Origin of the sequence: Nocardia sp. CA-129566, from assembly GCF_050956075.1 — a bacterium.
Classification (GTDB): Bacteria; Actinomycetota; Actinomycetes; order Mycobacteriales; family Mycobacteriaceae; genus Nocardia.
Map to the genome: position 1 here is coordinate 8075396 of NZ_CP192085.1, position 15880 is coordinate 8091275.

Genomic DNA, 15880 nt, shown 5'->3' on the forward strand with positions numbered 1-15880 from the left:
AAGCAGGCCCGGCATGGGACTTTTAGCTCGCGCATTCGCCGCGAAAGTGGCTCAGCGGGGGCCGAATTGACGGTCGCCCGCATCGCCTAGACCGGGCACGATATAGGCGTCGGAGTTGAGGCCGGTGTCGACGACAGCGGTGACCAGGCGCACGGGCAGGCCCGAATCGGCGAGGGCGGCAATGCCTTCGGGGGCGGCGACGACACAGACCGCGGTGATGTCGGTGGCGCCGCGGGCGGCGAGCAGCTGTAGGGTGTGGCGCATCGAGCCGCCGGTGGCCAGCATCGGATCGAGGACGAAGACCGGCAGGTCGGACAGGTCCTCGGGCAGCGACTCCATATACGGGACCGGCTGATGGGTGGTCTCGTCGCGGGCGATGCCGACGAAACCGATTCTGGCGTCAGGGATCAGCTCGGCGGCCGCGTCGACCATGCCGAGCCCGGCGCGCAGCACCGGCACCAGCAGCGGCGGCTGTGCCAGGCGCGTCCCTTCGGCGCTGGCCACCGGTGTGGTGATCGGAAAATGGGTCACCGGCGCTTCGCGCAGCGCCTCGTAGATCAGGATCCCGGTGAGATCGCGCAGTGCCGCACGGAAGGCCGGATTTGCCGTGCGGGCATCGCGCATCGTGGTCAGCAGGGCGGCGGCGAGTGGATGATCCACGGTGTGCGTGCGCATGAGGGAACGATAAGGTCGAAGTCGCGTTCGGCGGCGAACCTCCACCCGAATTTTTTTCGAACGGCTGGAACCGATCGGTAAGGCAGCGCGTCGAACTAGGTGGATGACGTACTCTGCCTGGGAACAACAGATGGGGGAAGCACTATGCGAAAGATGTCGGCGGACACCGAGGGCATAACCGCCTACGGCGCGACCGCCGCGGCCATGTCCGGTGATCTCGCCGCCGCCGGGGTGAGCGCCGCGGCCGCAGATCCCACCCTCCTCGGTCCGATCATGGGCTTGATCGGGGGTGATTTCATGGCCGCCTATGCCGCTGCGCACGCCGGGCACGTCGCGTCCATCGGTCAGTTGTCGGCGGTCCTCGCGAGCATGGGTGGCGCGGCCACCGGTTCGGCCGTCGTACTCGAGGAAACCGACCTGAACAATGCCGCCGGGCTCAACGCCACCGGACTGGACGGGTGACGCGGTGATCGATGTCAGCGCCCTGGTCCAGCCACTGCTCGACCTGCTCTCCAGTTTCGGCACCGGCGTCCTCCCCACCGGCGGGCCCGCCGACGCACTGACCTCCACCTCCACCGCCATCGACCAGGTGCACGCGGTCGGCCGCAACAGCATCAACCAGGTGAACAACGCATGGGACGGCGAGGCCGCCGATGCCGTGACCGCGAAGGCGCTGCGGGTACAGACCTCCGCCGCCACCATTTCCGACCGTGGCAACGATATGGCTACCGTCGTGAATCAGGCTGCCGCCCAAGTCGAATCGGGTCAGAAGGATCTGGACGGGATCGTCCAGTCGTTCGTGAACCAGGCCACGAGCCTCGGCCCGGCACTGGCCACGCCGGAGGGTCTGACGGTGCTCGTCAGCTCCGCGATCGACCACATCGGTCAGGGGCTGAATGTGGTCGGCCGCGTGCGCAATGAACTGGACACCCAGACCGCGTCGATGAACGAGCTGACGCCCGCGCCGTCGACGCCATCGCTGTCCAATATCGCCAGCACGGTCAGCACCGCCACGCAGGGTGCGTCGCAATTGTCCTCGACCGTTGGCACTGTCGCGAGCGGTGCGGGCAGCGTACTGAGCAGCCTGATGAGCACTGCCAGCAAAGCGAGCACGACGACCGCGAGCACGGCGTCGACCAGCAAACCGAATACGAGCAGCACGACCGGGACCGGACAGTCGTCGACCTCGGGCACGGGTGTGAAGATCACACTGCCCGATGGCAGCGTCGTGGAGGCCCCGAACGAGAAGGCGGCGACGGCGGTCAAGGCGGCCATCGGCGCCGTCGGCACGCCGTATGTGTGGGGCGGCAATTCGCCCGGCTCCGGACTCGACTGCAGCGGCCTCACCAAATACGCCTACGGCGAGGCGGGCGTCGATCTGCCCCGCCTGGCCCAGGAACAGGGCAGCGGCCATATGCAGGTGTCACCCGGTGATCTGATGCCGGGCGATCTGGCCGTCTGGGATGGCCACGTCGCCATGGTGATCGGCAACGGGCAGTTCGTCGAGGCCGGTAATCCGGTCCAGATCAGCTCGGTTCGAACGGACAACATGGGTATGAACTTCTACGGCTTCTACCGGCCGACCTCTTAAGTGAGCGGAGCGAACGAATAATGTCCCAGCCCCAGACCCCACCGATACCGAATGTGACGGTGGCGTCGAGCAGCAACCGATCGGGCACCATCTCGGTCCGTGCCACCGATCAGGGCATGCCGATCGAGATCAAGTTCGAGCGCAGCGAATACCGTTACGGCGCACAGACTCTCGCCGATGAGATCCTGCGACTCACCAAGCGCTCCACCGTCGCGGCGCGAGCCCGCCGACGCGAACTGCTCGCCGAGGCGGGCATGCCCGCCGACATCCTGGACAAGCTCGGACTGCCCACCCGCCAGGCCGCGGTGGACGAGCTGGACCGGATCGATGACGCGGACACGGGACCCACGAGCTGGATGAGGCCGGTATGAGCGAGCCGACGATGAGCACAACGGCAGATGGGCTGAAGTCGAGCGAGGCGCGGGCATGAGCGCGGAGATGGACGCGTTGGTCGCCAACGCGACGGCGAAACTGGAGGCGCTCGAGGCCGCGCTGTACGGCCTGAAGCAGGTGCACGGGCGGTTCCGGACCGAGGACGGCACGGTCAGCGTCGAGGTGAACAGCGACGGCGCACTGGTCGCGTTGAGCCTGTCGGAGTCGGTCACCGCACTGGCGCCCGCCGAGGTCGGCCAGCTGATCGTATGGGCCTGTCGCCAGGCCGCCGAGGACGCGGGCGCACAGCGTTCGAAGGTCGTTGCGACACTGAACGAGTCGTTCGCGGTGGCCCCGGGGGGTGCTCAGGGAGGCGTTGGGGGCGGGCCGGATAGTCACTGACTCGGAAGGTCGATAGGCTTCCGCACATGGCTTCTGGAGACATCGTCCCGATCGAGCTCGGCCTGACCGACGGCGATCTCGTCACCCTGTGGGCACCGCGCTGGCGCGACGGTGACGACGAGTGGGAGGCGTTCCTCGGACATGAGGACTCCCTCTACGGTTTCGAGACCGTTGCGGAGCTGGCCGCGTTCATTCGGACCAACTCCGATAACGATCTCGTCGACCATCCCGCATGGAAGGTCGTGGCGGGGCTCTCGGCGGTGGAACTGGAGCCGGAGGAGAACTTCACCTTCGATCTGGTCGGTGTGCCGGAGTTGGTCGCCAGCGATCCCGATGTGGACACCATCGCCGAGCTCGACGACACGCTCAGCATGGTGCGCAATATCGGCGAGGTGTGCGAGCTGGAGACGGTCACCAAGTTCTTCGGGTCGCATCCGGTGGTCGGCGCGCTGGCCAGTGGCGTCAGCGCGTTCGTCGGGCGCGATGGCGAAGAGCTGTGGGATCAGATCGGCGCCGCCATCGCCAAGGGCTGGGACGACGTCCTCGATGCCATCGACTCCGTGGTGCAGACCCCCGAGGTCGACGCCGAGGCGGTCGCGGTCGCGGAGGCCGAACTGCTCGCCGCGGAGGAGAACGTCGTCGACGCCGACGACGCTGCCGACAGCGAGGAGGACGAGGAGTTCGAATCCGTCGACCTCGATGCGGATGACGAGGACGAAGAGGAAGACGATTCGTTCTGGCACGAGGTCGGCATCGACCCGGTCAAGATCGTCACCTCCGACGGCAGCTACTTCACGTTGCGCTGCTACCTCGACGACGAGCCGATCTTCCTCGGCAAGGACGGTGCCATCACGGTCTTCGGCTCCGAACGCGCACTGGCCCGTTACCTGGCCGATGACCACGAACACGATCTGGCGCGGGTGAGCACCTACACCGATGTGCAGACCGCCGCGGTCGACGGATCACTCGAGGTCGAGGTCACCGACGAGAACGTGTACGTGCTGCCCGGACTCGCCGACGATCTGAGCGAGGGCCCGGAGGCGGTCGATATCGAACAGCTCGATCTGGCGGTCGAATTGTTCACCGATGCCGCCGATTACGCCGACGACGACGCCGTCGAGCAGGCACTCGCCCAGTCGACCCCGCTCGGCTGGTACGTCTCCTACCTGCTCAACCCGGACCCGACCCGCATGGCCCCGAACCCGCCCTTCACCGCCGAAGCCCAGGGCTGGCGCGAACTGGAGCGAAACTTCGAGTCCCGACTCACACCGCAGAAGTAGGCCCGGCTACACCGAGCCCATGCCGCCGACCCGCGCTTGCCGATCGGCGGCATTTTGCAACGTCAGAAGCCCGCTCCGTCTCAGGCATCGCATGCATCGCTGGGCGAATGGTGCCGTGGTGGTCTCCGGTCGGCTCCCGCAACGCGCGGAAGGATTCGACCACCCGCCGGTCACGATCAGCACACGGCTTGCGACTGGACCGAACATACTCACGTCGATCCGGCGGTCCTTGTAGTCGAGCAGGATCGACGTGAGTGGCCTCGTCGGCGACTAGGTCAAGCGGATCCAAATCTGTTCAGCTCGGCCGAGCAGACGGTTGTCGGAGCCGTAGACGGCGGTGGACGCGAACGACTTGCGGCCTTGCTCGCCGTGGCTCTCCCCGACCACCACGCAGGGTTCACCGATCTCGGGGAGGTCGTGTACGGCGGCGGTCATGGAGCCGAGAAGGGCGGGGCGGTCGAACATTTCGGGGAGGGACCAGCCGCCGGGACAGTCCATCGCGGCCCACAGGACCGCGGGGCCCATCGGCAGTGAGTCATCGGGGGTCCACGCCGCGGCGACCCGGCCTTCGCCGACGACACCCGCTTCGATGCGCAGGCCGTCGGCGCGGCCACTGCCGCAGACGAAGCAGGACGCGAACATATCGTTGCTCTGATAGGAACCCGACGCCGCGACGGCATCGGCATACGCCACGGGTTGCGGTGCGGTGCGCTCGAATTCGCCCGCACGCATTTGAGCGACCAACGTCTCGCCATCGAGCAACTCGCCGTCGCGAATCCGCAGCGGCGTCTCCAGCGGCGGCGGGCTACGCAGAATCACGGTCACCGCACCGTCATCGGTTCCCGCACGCTCGGCCAGCAGGCCGCCCACATACCCGCCGTTCCCAGAGTCGGGCGGACCATTGAATCGACTCGGAATCAGCACCATCGTCACACTTGGCCACGGTAACGGCCTCGTCTTGGGGTGCGTTCAGCGCACCGGAAAATGGCAGATATTCGACGCAAAAGTGATCAATACGCACGAGAGGGGCGGGCATGAAGTGAGCGGATCCGCGCCGACCGTGCCTTCGCGACGGCGCACTGGGAACGCCATGGCCGTCGCCTTCAACGTCGTGCTCAGCCGGTTCGCCGCCGGAGTCACCGCAGGCGAAGAACCCGTCGGGTGCGCCCGAAACCGGCGGGCAGGGCGCGGGACCAGCGGGCAACATTCGAAACCGCGGACAGCGCCGGAAACCAGCGGACAGCGCTCACAGCGGCGGGCGTGCTCGCGACCGGTGGGCAACGGGTTTCGTATCCAGTGCACGAAACCCGTTGCCGCACAACGTTATCCGAGCAGGACCGCGTAGCCCGGCTTGATGATGTCGTCGATGATGCGTAGGCGGTCGGGGAAGGGGATGAATGCGGACTTCATCGCGTTGATGGTGAAGCGTTCGAGGTCGCTCCAGCCGTAGCCGAAGGTTTCCACCAGTTTGAGCATCTCCTCGCTCATGCTGGTATCGCTCATCAGGCGGTTGTCGGTATTGACCGTGACCCGGAAGCGCAGCCGCGCCAGCAGATCGAAGGGATGCTTGTCCAGCGATGGGACCGCACCGGTCTGCACATTCGAGGACGGACACAGTTCCAGCGGAATTCGCATATCTCGCACATAGTTCGCGACCAGACCGAGTTCGGCGTCCTCGATCGCACCCGGCACGTGGATGTCATCGGTGATCCGCACGCCGTGCCCGAGCCGATCGCAGCCGCAGAACGCAAGCGCCTCGTGGATGGACGGCAATCCGAACGCCTCACCTGCGTGAATGGTGAAATGCGCGCTATTGGCCCGCATGTATTCGAAGGCGTCGAGGTGGCGGCTGGGCGGGAAGCCCGCCTCCGCGCCCGCGATATCGAATCCGCCGACGCCTCGATCGCGCCAACGCACCGCGAGTTCGGCGATCTCACGCGAACGCGCCGCATGCCGCATGGCGGTGAGCAGGCAGATCACCACGATCGGGCGTCCCGCGGCGGCCGCGACCGCCGCACCCTCCCGGAATCCGGCGAGGGTGTGCTCGACCACCTCGTCCAGGGTCAGGCCGCGCTCCAGATGCTGTTCGGGCGCGAAGCGCACCTCGGCGTAGACCACACCATCGGCGGCGAGGTCTTCCGCGCATTCTTGAGCGACGCGGCGCAGGCCCTCCGGGGTCTGCATCACCGCGACGGTATGCGCGAACGTCTCCAGATAGAGCTCGAGCGAGCCGCTGTCGGCCGCATCGCGGAACCACGCCGCCAGCGCGGCCTCATCGGTGGCGGGTAGGTCGTGGTAACCGCAATCGGCGGCGAGCTCCAACACCGTCGCGGGCCGCAGACCACCGTCGAGATGATCGTGCAGCAGCGCCTTGGGAGCTTGGCGGATCGAGGCAAGGGTCAAAGGCATCGGTCCTGTCATGACCACACGTTAGCCGCACCGACCCCGCCATGCGGCTGTGATTGCGCTCTCCGCCGTCCCCACCCGAGACATCGCCCTCAATATGCCTGCTCGAGTGGCAGATCGCCGCACCATGCCGTATCGGAAACCTCCCTTACACCAGCCAAGAGTCAACGTAGCGGTCGGTTTCCTACCCGCCCCGCAAACCCCGCCGACAACACAGTGGGCCGCAATCGACTCGCGTATACCTCGGATGAGTAGTTGCACTCCGCATCGGATTTCCAGTCGATCGATGCACCATGCGCAGCAGCAAACCACCTACCGCGAGCGATCCATCCACGGCAGCGCGACCGCGCAGTGGACGAAGCCGTATTCAGCAGGCGAATTTCGATGCCGTACTGAAGATTGCCGGGTCAGGGGGCGATGCGGTCCAGGATCAGCGGGACTGGTGGGGGCGGAGTTCCGATGGTGATTGCGTCGGCGAGAGCGGCGAGGGCGCCGGGGAAGGCGGCGGGGGTGTCGGTGTGCAGAGTGAGGAGGGGGGCGCCAGCTTTCACTGGCTCGCCTGGCTTGGCGTGCATTTCGATGCCAGCGCCGAATTGGACGGGATCGCCCTGCCGGGCGCGGCCCGCGCCGAGTCGCCACGCGGCGATGCCGACGCCCATCGCGTCGAGGCGGGTGAGCACTCCGTCCGCGTCGGCCCGCACGATCTCGGTGTGCGTCGCGCGCGGCAGGGGTGCGTCCGGGTCGCCGCCCTGCGCCTGGACCATCGCGCGCCAGTGGTCCATCGCGCGACCGTCGGCGAGGACATCGGCCGGGTCGATATCGAGTCCGGCCTGGGCGACCATCTCGCGCGCGAGCGTGAGCGTCAGTTCGACGACATCGGCGGGGCCACCGCCCGCAAGCACCTGCACCGACTCCGCGACCTCGAGCGCATTGCCCGCGGTGCGGCCGAGCGGGGTGTCCATCGCGGTCAGCAGCGCCACCGTCCGGACCCCGGCATCGGTGCCGAGTTCGACCATCGCTGCTGCCAATTCGCGCGCGCCTTCCAAGGTTTTCAGGAAGGCTCCCGAGCCGACCTTGACATCCAGCACCAGCGCGGCGGTGCCCTCGGCGATCTTCTTGCTCATGATCGAGCTGGCGATCAGCGGAATGGATTCCACCGTCCCCGTCACATCGCGCAGCGCGTACAGCCGCTTGTCCGCCGGAGCGAGATCCGCGCCCGCCGCGCACACCACCGCACCGATACCGGGATCGGCCAATATCTCCCGCATCCGCGCCACCGGCACATCGGCCCGCCACCCCGGGATCGCCTCTAGCTTGTCGAGCGTTCCGCCGGTATGCCCGAGCCCGCGCCCCGACAGCTGCGGCACCGCCGCACCACATGCGGCGACCAATGGCGCGAGCGGCAGCGTGATCTTGTCGCCCACTCCACCGGTCGAGTGCTTGTCCACGGTCGGCCGCGGCAGATCGGTGAAGTCCATCCGCCGCCCCGATGCAATCATGGCGTTCGTCCATCGCGCGGTCTCCCGCCGCGTCATCCCCCGCCACACGATCGCCATCGCCAGCGCCGCCATCTGCTCGTCGGCCACCGCCCCCTTGGTGAATCCATTCACCACCCAATCGATCTGCGCATCCGACAGCTCCCCGCCGTCCCGCTTGGCCGTAATGATCGAAACCGCGTCCACTGCCGTCACATCGGCCAGTCTGGCACGGGACACACTCGAGCCCTGGTACTTGTCGGTGCCCTCCGATAGCCTCTGCGCATCATCGCAACGAAGTAGGGGGAGCAATGACGTCGGCACCGCATCTGGACCGCCGGGTGCAGAGGCTCGCTGCACGGCTCGACGAGGTCGAGACCAGCCATGATGACTCGCTTTACCAGCTGTCCAGAGACGTTCGGGGGCTAAAGATCTGCACGCGCCGACTCGCGGATCAGACGAGCGCCATCGGGAGGGGTATTGCGCTGATGATGGAGCGGATGGGGTTCTCGCCGATCGAGGTCACAGCGGTCGAGATGTCTACCGAAGCCGAAATCGACGCGTCGTTCGAGGAGGAATGCTGACGGGCGGCAGCCATCTGCCCGCACCCATTACTGCTGTCCGGCATCCAGATCGTCGGGCCCGAAGGCGTCGGGCAGCAGGCTTCGCAGCGGGACGGGTCCGGCCTTGTGGTCCACCAGGAGATCGGGTCCGCCGTGTTCGTAGAGCAGCTGACGACAACGGCCGCACGGCATCAGGATTTCGCCCCGAGAATCGGTGACGGAGAGGGCGAGCAACCGCCCGCCACCGCCCGCGAATAAGTTACCGATGAGTACACATTCGGCACACAGGCCTAATCCATATGAGACATTTTCCACATTGCATCCGCTCACAATTCGACCGTCCGAACTGAGAGCCGCGGCGCCGACCGGAAACCGCGAGTATGGCGCATAGGCATTGCGCATAACTTGAATTGCCTTGTCGCGCAAGATTTTCCAGTCGATTTCCGGCATCGATAACCCCTCGTGAGCCGAGCTTCACTTGCCCGCGCGAGGGCCACGACGGAACCCTTCACGCATCAAGAAAGGTAAACCTAACTCGCCCGACTGTAGCGCAACGCACGGCACGCCGAATTAGTTCCGCGATTCGGAGGGGATTAGAGTCCAGAACAGATCGGTTCAGGTTCCCGGCGGCGGGCCCCGCGCGAGCTATTTGGAGCAGCAAAGCGCAGCCACCTGGGCATTTACATCCACGTCGCCTGCCTCGGACTTGCAACCGGGTCCATCAACGACGTTGGAGGCACCGCACTCTATGACCACGATAGAAGCTCCGGCACAGCCGAAGCGGAAGACGCTGTACCGAGGCGACCCCGGAATGTGGTCGTGGGCGCTGCACCGGATCACCGGTGTCACCATCTTCTTCTTCCTCTTCGTGCACGTCTTGGACACCGCGCTGGTTCGGGTCAGCCCCGATACCTATAACCGCGCCATCGAGACCTACAAGAACCCCATCGTCGCGCTGATGGAGATGGGTCTTGTCGTCTGCGTGCTGTTCCACGCGCTCAACGGCGTACGCGTGATCCTGGTCGACTTCTGGGGCAAGGGCCCGAAGTACCAGAAGACGATGCTCTGGGTGGTTCTCGCCATCTGGTTCCTGCTGGTGGTTCCGGCCGTCGGTCGCCAGTTCTTCTACCTGTTCACGGAGCACTGAAAATGAGCGCACCTGTTCTCGGCAAGTCTTATGACCGGCCCGCGAGCCTGGATCTGCCCCGCTCGCCGCGTGCCCGCTCCAGCAACAACTTCGAGAAGTACGCGTGGCTGTTCATGCGCTTCTCCGGCCTGCTGCTGATCGTGCTGGTCCTGGGCCACATGACGATCATGCTGCTGCTCGACGGCGGCGTGAAGCGCCTGAACTTCGCCTTCGTCGCGGGCCGCTGGTCCAGCCCGTTCTGGCAGTTCTGGGACCTGACCATGCTCTGGCTGGCCCAGCTGCACGGCGGCAACGGCCTGCGCACCGTGATCGCGGACTACTCGCGCAAGGACTCGACCCGGTTCTGGCTCAACACCCTGCTGGCCATCTCGATGGTCCTGATCGTGGGCGTCGGCACCTACGTCATCTTCACCTTCGACCCCAACATCAGTTAGGAACAGGCGAACTCGATGAGTGAATCCCGGATTCAGGAGCACCGCTACGACGTCGTCATCGTCGGTGCCGGTGGCGCCGGTATGCGCGCGGCGATCGAGGCCGGTCCCCGGGCCCGCACCGCCGTTCTGACGAAGCTCTACCCGACCCGCAGCCACACCGGTGCGGCGCAGGGTGGCATGTGCGCCGCGCTGGCCAATGTCGAAGAGGACAACTGGGAATGGCACACCTTCGACACGGTCAAAGGTGGTGACTACCTGGTCGACCAGGACGCCGCGGAGATCATGGCCAAGGAGGCCATCGATGCGGTGATGGACCTGGAGAAGATGGGTCTGCCGTTCAACCGCACGCCCGAGGGCAAGATCGACCAGCGGCGCTTCGGCGGCCACACCCGCGATCACGGCAAGGCCCCGGTTCGCCGCGCGTGCTATGCCGCCGACCGCACCGGCCACATGATCCTGCAGACGCTCTACCAGAACTGCGTCAAGCACGACGTGGAGTTCTTCAACGAGTTCTATGTGCTCGACCTGGTCATGTCCGAGACCGACCGCGGTCCGGTCGCGACCGGTGTGGTCGCCTACGAGCTGGCCACCGGCGAACTGCACGTCTTCCACGCGAAGTCGATCATCTTCGCCACCGGCGGTTCCGGCCGGATGTACAAGACCACCTCGAACGCGCACACGCTGACCGGCGACGGCATGGCGATCGTGTTCCGCAAGGGTCTGCCGCTGGAGGACATGGAGTTCCACCAGTTCCACCCGACAGGTCTTGCCGGTCTCGGCATTCTGATCTCGGAGGCGGTCCGCGGTGAGGGCGGCATCCTGCGCAACGCCAGCGGCGAGCGTTTCATGGAGCGCTACGCCCCCACCATCAAGGACCTCGCGCCGCGTGACATCGTCGCCCGCTCGATGGTGCTCGAGGTGCTGGAGGGCCGCGGCGCCGGACCGAACAAGGACTACGTCTACATCGACGTGACCCACCTCGGCGAGGACGTGCTCGAGGAGAAGCTGCCCGACATCACCGAATTCGCGCGCACCTACCTGGGCGTCGACCCGGTGAAGGAACTGGTGCCGGTCATGCCGACCTGTCACTACGTGATGGGTGGCATTCCGACCCGGATCCGCGGTGAGGTGTTGCGCAACAACACCGATGTGGTGCCCGGCCTGTACGCCGCCGGTGAGTGCGCGTGCGTGTCGGTGCACGGCTCCAACCGTCTGGGCACCAACTCGCTGCTGGACATCAATGTCTTCGGCCGCCGCTCCGGTATCGCCGCCGCCGAACATGCCCTGCGCACCGAGTTCGTAGACATGCCGGAAAGCCCGGCGCAGATGGTGCAGGACTGGCTGGCCATGCTGCTGTCGGATCACGGCAACGAGCGCGTCGCCGATATCCGCACCGAGCTGCAGTACACGATGGATATGAACGCCGCCGTGTTCCGCACCGAGGACACCCTCAAGCAGGCGCTCACCGATATCCACGCGCTCAAGGACCGCTACACCCGAATCACGGTGCAGGACAAGGGCAAGCGCTACAACAGCGACCTGCTCGAGGCCGTCGAGCTCGGCTTCCTGCTGGAGCTGGCCGAGGTCACCGTGGTCGGCGCGCTCAACCGCAAGGAATCGCGCGGCGGCCACGCCCGCGAGGACTACCCGGACCGCGACGACGTGAACTTCATGCGGCACACGATGGCCTACAAGGAGGGCGCGGAACTCATCTCCGATATCCGCCTCGACTTCAAGCCGGTGGTGCAGACCCGCTACGAGCCGATGGAGCGTAAGTACTGATGACTGCCGTACTCGAAACACCCCCGCAGAAGGCCGCACCGGTTCCCGAGGGCTCGGTCATGGTCGATGTCAAGATCGCCCGGTTCAACCCGGAGGACGACAAGGGCGCGCACTGGGAGACCTTCCAGGTGCCGGTGCTACCGACCGACCGGTTCCTGAACGTGCTCATCTACATCAAGTCCTACCTGGACGGCACGCTCACCTTCCGCCGCTCCTGCGCACACGGTGTCTGTGGTTCGGATGCCATGCGGATCAACGGTGTCAATCGGCTGGCCTGCAAGGTGCTGATGAAGGACATGCTGCCCAAGGGCGGCAAGACCCTCACCGTCACCGTCGAGCCCATCCGCGGCCTGCCCGTGGAGAAGGACCTCGTGGTCAACATGGAGCCGTTCTTCGACGCGTTCCGTGCCGTGAAGCCCTATCTGATCACCTCGGGTAACGAGCCGACCCGGGAGCGCATCCAGAGCCAGGCCGACCGCGCCCGCTTCGACGACACCACCAAGTGCATCCTGTGTGCCTGCTGCACCACCTCCTGCCCCGTGTACTGGAGCGACGGCAGCTACTTCGGCCCGGCCGCGATCGTGAACGCACACCGCTTCATCTTCGACAGCCGTGACGAAGGCGCCCGCGAACGCCTCGACATCCTCAACGATGTCGAAGGCGTCTGGCGCTGCCGCACCACCTTCAACTGCACCGAGGCCTGCCCCCGCGGCATCGAGGTCACCAAGGCCATCCAGGAAGTCAAGCGGGCTCTGCTCTTCGCCCGCTGACCAAGGCCACACCGAAGGCCGTCTTCATCGAAAGATGAAGGCGGCCTTCGTCGTTTCCGCGGCCGCGTCATTCGCTGGATCTGGTCAGTGGGGCGGCGCTGGCCCACCCCGCGCCCGCGATCACCACGTGGTCCAGGAAGCGCAGGCCGACGGTGCGAGCGGATTCCATGAGCAGGGTGGTCGCGCGGCGGTCGTCGAAGCTGGGGGCCGGGTCGCCGGAGGGGTGGTTGTGGACGACGGCGAAGGATCGGCCGTCGTGGCGCAGCACGGTGTTCAGGATTTCGCGGACCGGGACGGCGACCCGATCGATCGCGCCTTCGGCGACGAATACCTTGTGCCGCAATCGATTCTGGGCATCACACACCAGTACCAGGAGCCGTTCCACGCGGGCGCCGGTGAACAGCGGCAGCGCGACCCGGACGATATCGGCGGCCCCGTCCAGGCGCGGTGCGGTGTCCGGGCGGTCGCGCGCTCTACTGCCGAGATGGAAGGCGGCGATGATCGCCGCGGCCTTGGCCACCCCGACGCCCGCCCGCCGCGATAGCTCCTCGGGCCGCGCGGCCGCCAGACCGGCGATACCGCCGTGCTCGGCGAGCAGTTCGGCCGCCATATCCAGCACGCTCTCCCCGCGCCGCCCTTCGCGCAGCAGTACGGCGAGCAACTCGCTATCGCTGAGCGCGTGCGGGCCGAGGGTGAGCAGCCGCTCCCGCGGCCGTTGACCGAATGGCAGCTTGGCGATGGGTACCGACATCAATCCCCCTCGAATGCGGTGCGATTACCGCATCATGCCAGCCGCCACCGACAGGTCGGCCGTGGTCCGGATGCGATCGCGACCATGGCCTGCGCACCGTCACCGGGTCGGGCAGACTGAGGCGAGCAGTTCCGACGATGGGGATCGAATGCTGAACTGGCGCAATCGGAGTGCACCGCGAATCGGACAACAGGCTTGGCTCGCCGCTGCACTCGTACTAGCGGCCGCCTGCGGCGCGCAGCCCGAGACGGTGCAGAGCCCGCAGCTCGAGAACACTCCGGGTCTGGACAAGTACTACCGCCAAACACCGGTGTGGGGCTCGTGCGAAAGCTTCGACGGCGGTGCGGATCTCACCTCGGCCGGACTCGAATGCGCTCGGGTCGCGGTACCCATCGATTACGCCGCGCCCGATGGCACAACGGCGCGCGTCGCGATCTCACGATTGCGGGCACGCGGGGCGAAGGTGGCATCGATCCTGACCAATCCGGGCGGTCCGGGCGGTATCGGCCTGACGATGCCCGCCGAACTCGCGCAGACACCGCTGGCCGAACGCTTCGATGTGATCGGCATCGATCTGCGCGGGCTCGGCGCGTCGACACCGAAGCTGGTCTGCGACACCCCTGAGGAATCGGCGGCCGAACGTGCCGGTCACAGCGCCGAATACCTGCCCTTCTGGATGTCGCATGCCGAACACGACAGTATGAATCTGGCGGCCAAATGCGTGCAGCGCACCGGATTGGAGCTGCTTTCACATGTCGGAACCCGCGAATCCGCCGCCGATCTCGACATCATCCGAGCGGTGCTCGGCGAGGAGAAGCTGACCTACTTCGGCGTCTCCTACGGCACCCGGCTCGGCTCGACCTATGCTGAGCTGTTCCCGGACCGGGTCCGGGCCATGGTTCTCGACGGCGCGGCCGATCCCGCCACCAATATCGCCGATCCGGTCATCGTCTACACGGGCCTGCAGCATGCGTTCGACGCCTATGCCGCGGACTGCGTCAAGGCGCCGGGCTGCCCGATCGGCACCGATCCGACCAGGGCGTCCGAGCGCATGGCCGCACTGCTGCGTCCGTTGACCGACCGGCCCGCCAGCACCAGCGACGGCCGCGGCCTCGACTACTCCGACGCCTCGACCGCGGTGATCTCGACGATGTACACCTCGAAGGCCTGGCCCGTGCTGACCCGCGGCCTGACCGAACTGACCAAGGGCAACGGCGACATCCTGCTCACCCTGGCCGACGGCTATCTCGCGCCCGAGGCGATCGATACCGGCTACAAGACCGCGGTGCGCTGCCTCGATGATGAGCGGATCACCGATCGAGACAGCGCACTGCAACTCGACCGCCGCGTCCGCGCCGCCGCCCCCGCCTTCGACAGCGGCCACCCGAGCGGGTGGGTTCCCCTCGACGCCTGCGCATTCTGGCCGGTGCCCCCGACCAGCCGCCCGCACGTTCCCACTGTGATCGGGCTGCCGAAGGTGGTGGTCGTCTCTTCCACCGGTGATCCGGTTACGCCCTATTCGGGCGCGACGAATCTCGCCAGGGCGTTGGGCGCGGTCCTGGTCACTTATGAAGGCGTCCAACACGGTTCGTTCCTCGACGGCGTCAAGTGCGTCGACGAACCGGTGCTGAAGTACCTGATCGAGCTGACCCCGCCTCGGGATGGGCTGCGCTGCCCGGTTCAGTAAACCGACCGGTCAGCTGTCTGCCGTGATCACCTCCGGGCCCGGCAGGGCACACAGCACACCGGAGGCCAAACGCTCCAGATGGTGAAGTTGCCGCTCGTGCACAACGATTCGGCGCAGCGCCTCGTTGATGGTGGCGCTGCTCGTCGACGTGCCCATGATGGCGGCAGCGGCGGCGAGCAGTTTCTGGTCGAGATCGATCCGCACGGATTTCATGCGCCCTCCTTCGTACATTCGCCATATTGCTTTATGCCGCCCGCTCATGTGCGGCAAATCGGATACAACGTCGAAGCCCGGATGTGCCTATGGCGGCGTAGGCCACCCTGCACTGCCTCACCGGCTGAGCCTTCGGCGAAATCCTCGTCCGTGGTGATCGGCACCGCGCTCGGCTGGAGCAACACCGCGCTGGCCGCCGACACCGAGTCGATCACGGTCATGGAGATCGTCGACAATGGCACGGCCACCACTGATCAGCTCGCCGCCGCAAGGCCCGGTACGCTGCCGGTAATCACGCGAAGAAGCCCGCCCAGCTAGGCAGTTTGACCACC

19 protein-coding genes are annotated in these 15880 nt (G+C 66.3%); 12 read left to right on the forward strand and 7 right to left on the reverse strand.

Annotated elements, in window-relative coordinates; genetic code table 11:
- Positions 1-51: 51 nt before the first annotated feature.
- A complete protein-coding gene (gene upp / locus ACQP0C_RS35965) occupies positions 52-675 on the reverse strand; it encodes a uracil phosphoribosyltransferase (protein WP_433727388.1) in 624 nt (207 codons plus the stop codon).
- A gap of 153 nt (positions 676-828) precedes the next feature.
- On the opposite strand from upp, the gene ACQP0C_RS35970 reads away from it, so the two are divergent.
- The 5 genes from ACQP0C_RS35970 to ACQP0C_RS35990 are packed head-to-tail and all read left to right on the forward strand — an operon-like array spanning position 829 to position 4320.
- On the forward strand, positions 829-1137 hold the full coding sequence (locus tag ACQP0C_RS35970) for a hypothetical protein (protein WP_433727390.1): 309 nt from the start codon (positions 829-831) through the stop codon (positions 1135-1137).
- Positions 1138-1141: 4 nt separating this feature from the next.
- Positions 1142-2266 (forward strand): NlpC/P60 family protein, encoded by a 1125-nt coding sequence (locus ACQP0C_RS35975; protein ID WP_433727392.1) that lies wholly within the window; start codon positions 1142-1144, stop codon positions 2264-2266.
- A gap of 20 nt (positions 2267-2286) precedes the next feature.
- On the forward strand, positions 2287-2637 hold the full coding sequence (locus tag ACQP0C_RS35980; RefSeq protein WP_354961722.1) for a hypothetical protein: 351 nt from the start codon (positions 2287-2289) through the stop codon (positions 2635-2637).
- A gap of 55 nt (positions 2638-2692) precedes the next feature.
- Positions 2693-3040 (forward strand): YbaB/EbfC family nucleoid-associated protein, encoded by a 348-nt coding sequence (locus ACQP0C_RS35985; protein WP_433727394.1) that lies wholly within the window; start codon positions 2693-2695, stop codon positions 3038-3040.
- Between the two features lie 26 nt (positions 3041-3066).
- Positions 3067-4320 (forward strand): primosomal protein, encoded by a 1254-nt coding sequence (locus ACQP0C_RS35990; RefSeq protein ID WP_433727396.1) that lies wholly within the window; start codon positions 3067-3069, stop codon positions 4318-4320.
- Positions 4321-4590: 270 nt separating this feature from the next.
- Here the strand turns inward: ACQP0C_RS35990 and ACQP0C_RS35995 are convergent, their stop codons facing one another.
- The 3 genes from ACQP0C_RS35995 to ACQP0C_RS36005 all read right to left on the reverse strand — a co-directional run bounded on the left by ACQP0C_RS35995 (position 4591) and on the right by ACQP0C_RS36005 (position 8417).
- The gene (locus ACQP0C_RS35995; protein WP_433734751.1) at positions 4591-5247 is read right to left on the reverse strand and encodes a hypothetical protein; all 657 of its coding nucleotides are present in this window, start codon (positions 5245-5247) and stop codon (positions 4591-4593) included.
- A gap of 396 nt (positions 5248-5643) precedes the next feature.
- The gene (locus ACQP0C_RS36000) at positions 5644-6741 is read right to left on the reverse strand and encodes an adenosine deaminase (RefSeq protein ID WP_433727398.1); all 1098 of its coding nucleotides are present in this window, start codon (positions 6739-6741) and stop codon (positions 5644-5646) included.
- Positions 6742-7133: 392 nt separating this feature from the next.
- Complete coding sequence (locus tag ACQP0C_RS36005) at positions 7134-8417, reverse strand: thymidine phosphorylase (protein ID WP_433727400.1); 1284 nt, start codon at positions 8415-8417, stop codon at positions 7134-7136.
- A gap of 95 nt (positions 8418-8512) precedes the next feature.
- Between ACQP0C_RS36005 and ACQP0C_RS36010 the strand changes: the two genes are divergently transcribed.
- Positions 8513-8785 (forward strand): hypothetical protein, encoded by a 273-nt coding sequence (locus ACQP0C_RS36010; protein WP_433727402.1) that lies wholly within the window; start codon positions 8513-8515, stop codon positions 8783-8785.
- A gap of 27 nt (positions 8786-8812) precedes the next feature.
- Here ACQP0C_RS36010 and ACQP0C_RS36015 read toward each other — a convergent pair whose 3' ends face one another.
- A complete protein-coding gene (locus ACQP0C_RS36015) occupies positions 8813-9214 on the reverse strand; it encodes a cytidine deaminase (protein WP_433727404.1) in 402 nt (133 codons plus the stop codon).
- Between the two features lie 298 nt (positions 9215-9512).
- Here ACQP0C_RS36015 and sdhC point away from each other — a divergent pair, with 298 nt between their 5' ends.
- Genes sdhC through ACQP0C_RS36035 form a run of 4 tightly spaced genes read left to right on the forward strand, consistent with a single transcriptional unit; the run spans position 9513 to position 12897 of the window.
- Positions 9513-9911: a succinate dehydrogenase, cytochrome b556 subunit gene (gene sdhC / locus ACQP0C_RS36020; RefSeq protein WP_433727406.1), complete on the forward strand. Its 399-nt coding sequence runs from the start codon at positions 9513-9515 to the stop codon at positions 9909-9911.
- Between the two features lie 2 nt (positions 9912-9913).
- On the forward strand, positions 9914-10345 hold the full coding sequence (locus ACQP0C_RS36025) for a succinate dehydrogenase hydrophobic membrane anchor subunit (protein WP_433727408.1): 432 nt from the start codon (positions 9914-9916) through the stop codon (positions 10343-10345).
- A 15-nt stretch (positions 10346-10360) separates the two neighbouring features.
- The gene (gene sdhA / locus ACQP0C_RS36030; protein WP_433727410.1) at positions 10361-12127 is read left to right on the forward strand and encodes a succinate dehydrogenase flavoprotein subunit; all 1767 of its coding nucleotides are present in this window, start codon (positions 10361-10363) and stop codon (positions 12125-12127) included.
- A complete protein-coding gene (locus ACQP0C_RS36035; protein WP_433727412.1) occupies positions 12127-12897 on the forward strand; it encodes a succinate dehydrogenase iron-sulfur subunit in 771 nt (256 codons plus the stop codon). The genes sdhA and ACQP0C_RS36035 overlap by 1 nt, the downstream gene beginning before the upstream one ends.
- Before the next feature lie 67 nt (positions 12898-12964).
- Here ACQP0C_RS36035 and ACQP0C_RS36040 read toward each other — a convergent pair whose 3' ends face one another.
- Entirely contained in the window at positions 12965-13648 is a 684-nt protein-coding gene (locus tag ACQP0C_RS36040; protein WP_433727414.1) for a JAB domain-containing protein, read from the reverse strand.
- Positions 13649-13796: 148 nt separating this feature from the next.
- Between ACQP0C_RS36040 and ACQP0C_RS36045 the strand changes: the two genes are divergently transcribed.
- Entirely contained in the window at positions 13797-15335 is a 1539-nt protein-coding gene (locus ACQP0C_RS36045; protein ID WP_433727416.1) for an alpha/beta hydrolase, read from the forward strand.
- Between the two features lie 9 nt (positions 15336-15344).
- On the opposite strand, the gene ACQP0C_RS36050 is transcribed toward ACQP0C_RS36045, so the two are convergent.
- Positions 15345-15548 (reverse strand): type II toxin-antitoxin system VapB family antitoxin, encoded by a 204-nt coding sequence (locus ACQP0C_RS36050; protein ID WP_354960944.1) that lies wholly within the window; start codon positions 15546-15548, stop codon positions 15345-15347.
- A gap of 153 nt (positions 15549-15701) precedes the next feature.
- On the opposite strand from ACQP0C_RS36050, the gene ACQP0C_RS36055 reads away from it, so the two are divergent.
- Positions 15702-15866, forward strand: a complete 165-nt coding sequence (locus tag ACQP0C_RS36055) for a hypothetical protein (RefSeq protein WP_433727418.1) — start codon at positions 15702-15704, stop codon at positions 15864-15866.
- Positions 15867-15880 lie beyond the last annotated feature (14 nt).

Excerpts from the sequence above, each read along its gene's own strand:
- upp (WP_433727388.1), bottom strand. The coding sequence starts at position 675 with ATGCGCACGCACACCGTGGATCATCCACTCGCCGCCGCCCTGCTGACC.
- ACQP0C_RS35970 (WP_433727390.1), top strand. The coding sequence starts at position 829 with ATGTCGGCGGACACCGAGGGCATAACCGCCTACGGCGCGACCGCCGCG.
- ACQP0C_RS35980 (WP_354961722.1), top strand. The coding sequence starts at position 2,287 with ATGTCCCAGCCCCAGACCCCACCGATACCGAATGTGACGGTGGCGTCG.
- ACQP0C_RS35985 (WP_433727394.1), top strand. The coding sequence starts at position 2,693 with ATGAGCGCGGAGATGGACGCGTTGGTCGCCAACGCGACGGCGAAACTG.
- ACQP0C_RS35990 (WP_433727396.1), top strand. The coding sequence starts at position 3,067 with ATGGCTTCTGGAGACATCGTCCCGATCGAGCTCGGCCTGACCGACGGC.
- ACQP0C_RS35995 (WP_433734751.1), bottom strand. The coding sequence starts at position 5,247 with ATGGTGCTGATTCCGAGTCGATTCAATGGTCCGCCCGACTCTGGGAAC.
- ACQP0C_RS36000 (WP_433727398.1), bottom strand. The coding sequence starts at position 6,741 with ATGACAGGACCGATGCCTTTGACCCTTGCCTCGATCCGCCAAGCTCCC.
- ACQP0C_RS36010 (WP_433727402.1), top strand. The coding sequence starts at position 8,513 with ATGACGTCGGCACCGCATCTGGACCGCCGGGTGCAGAGGCTCGCTGCA.
- ACQP0C_RS36015 (WP_433727404.1), bottom strand. The coding sequence starts at position 9,214 with ATGCCGGAAATCGACTGGAAAATCTTGCGCGACAAGGCAATTCAAGTT.
- sdhC (WP_433727406.1), top strand. The coding sequence starts at position 9,513 with ATGACCACGATAGAAGCTCCGGCACAGCCGAAGCGGAAGACGCTGTAC.
- ACQP0C_RS36025 (WP_433727408.1), top strand. The coding sequence starts at position 9,914 with ATGAGCGCACCTGTTCTCGGCAAGTCTTATGACCGGCCCGCGAGCCTG.
- sdhA (WP_433727410.1), top strand. The coding sequence starts at position 10,361 with ATGAGTGAATCCCGGATTCAGGAGCACCGCTACGACGTCGTCATCGTC.
- ACQP0C_RS36035 (WP_433727412.1), top strand. The coding sequence starts at position 12,127 with ATGACTGCCGTACTCGAAACACCCCCGCAGAAGGCCGCACCGGTTCCC.
- ACQP0C_RS36040 (WP_433727414.1), bottom strand. The coding sequence starts at position 13,648 with ATGTCGGTACCCATCGCCAAGCTGCCATTCGGTCAACGGCCGCGGGAG.
- ACQP0C_RS36045 (WP_433727416.1), top strand. The coding sequence starts at position 13,797 with ATGCTGAACTGGCGCAATCGGAGTGCACCGCGAATCGGACAACAGGCT.
- ACQP0C_RS36050 (WP_354960944.1), bottom strand. The coding sequence starts at position 15,548 with ATGAAATCCGTGCGGATCGATCTCGACCAGAAACTGCTCGCCGCCGCT.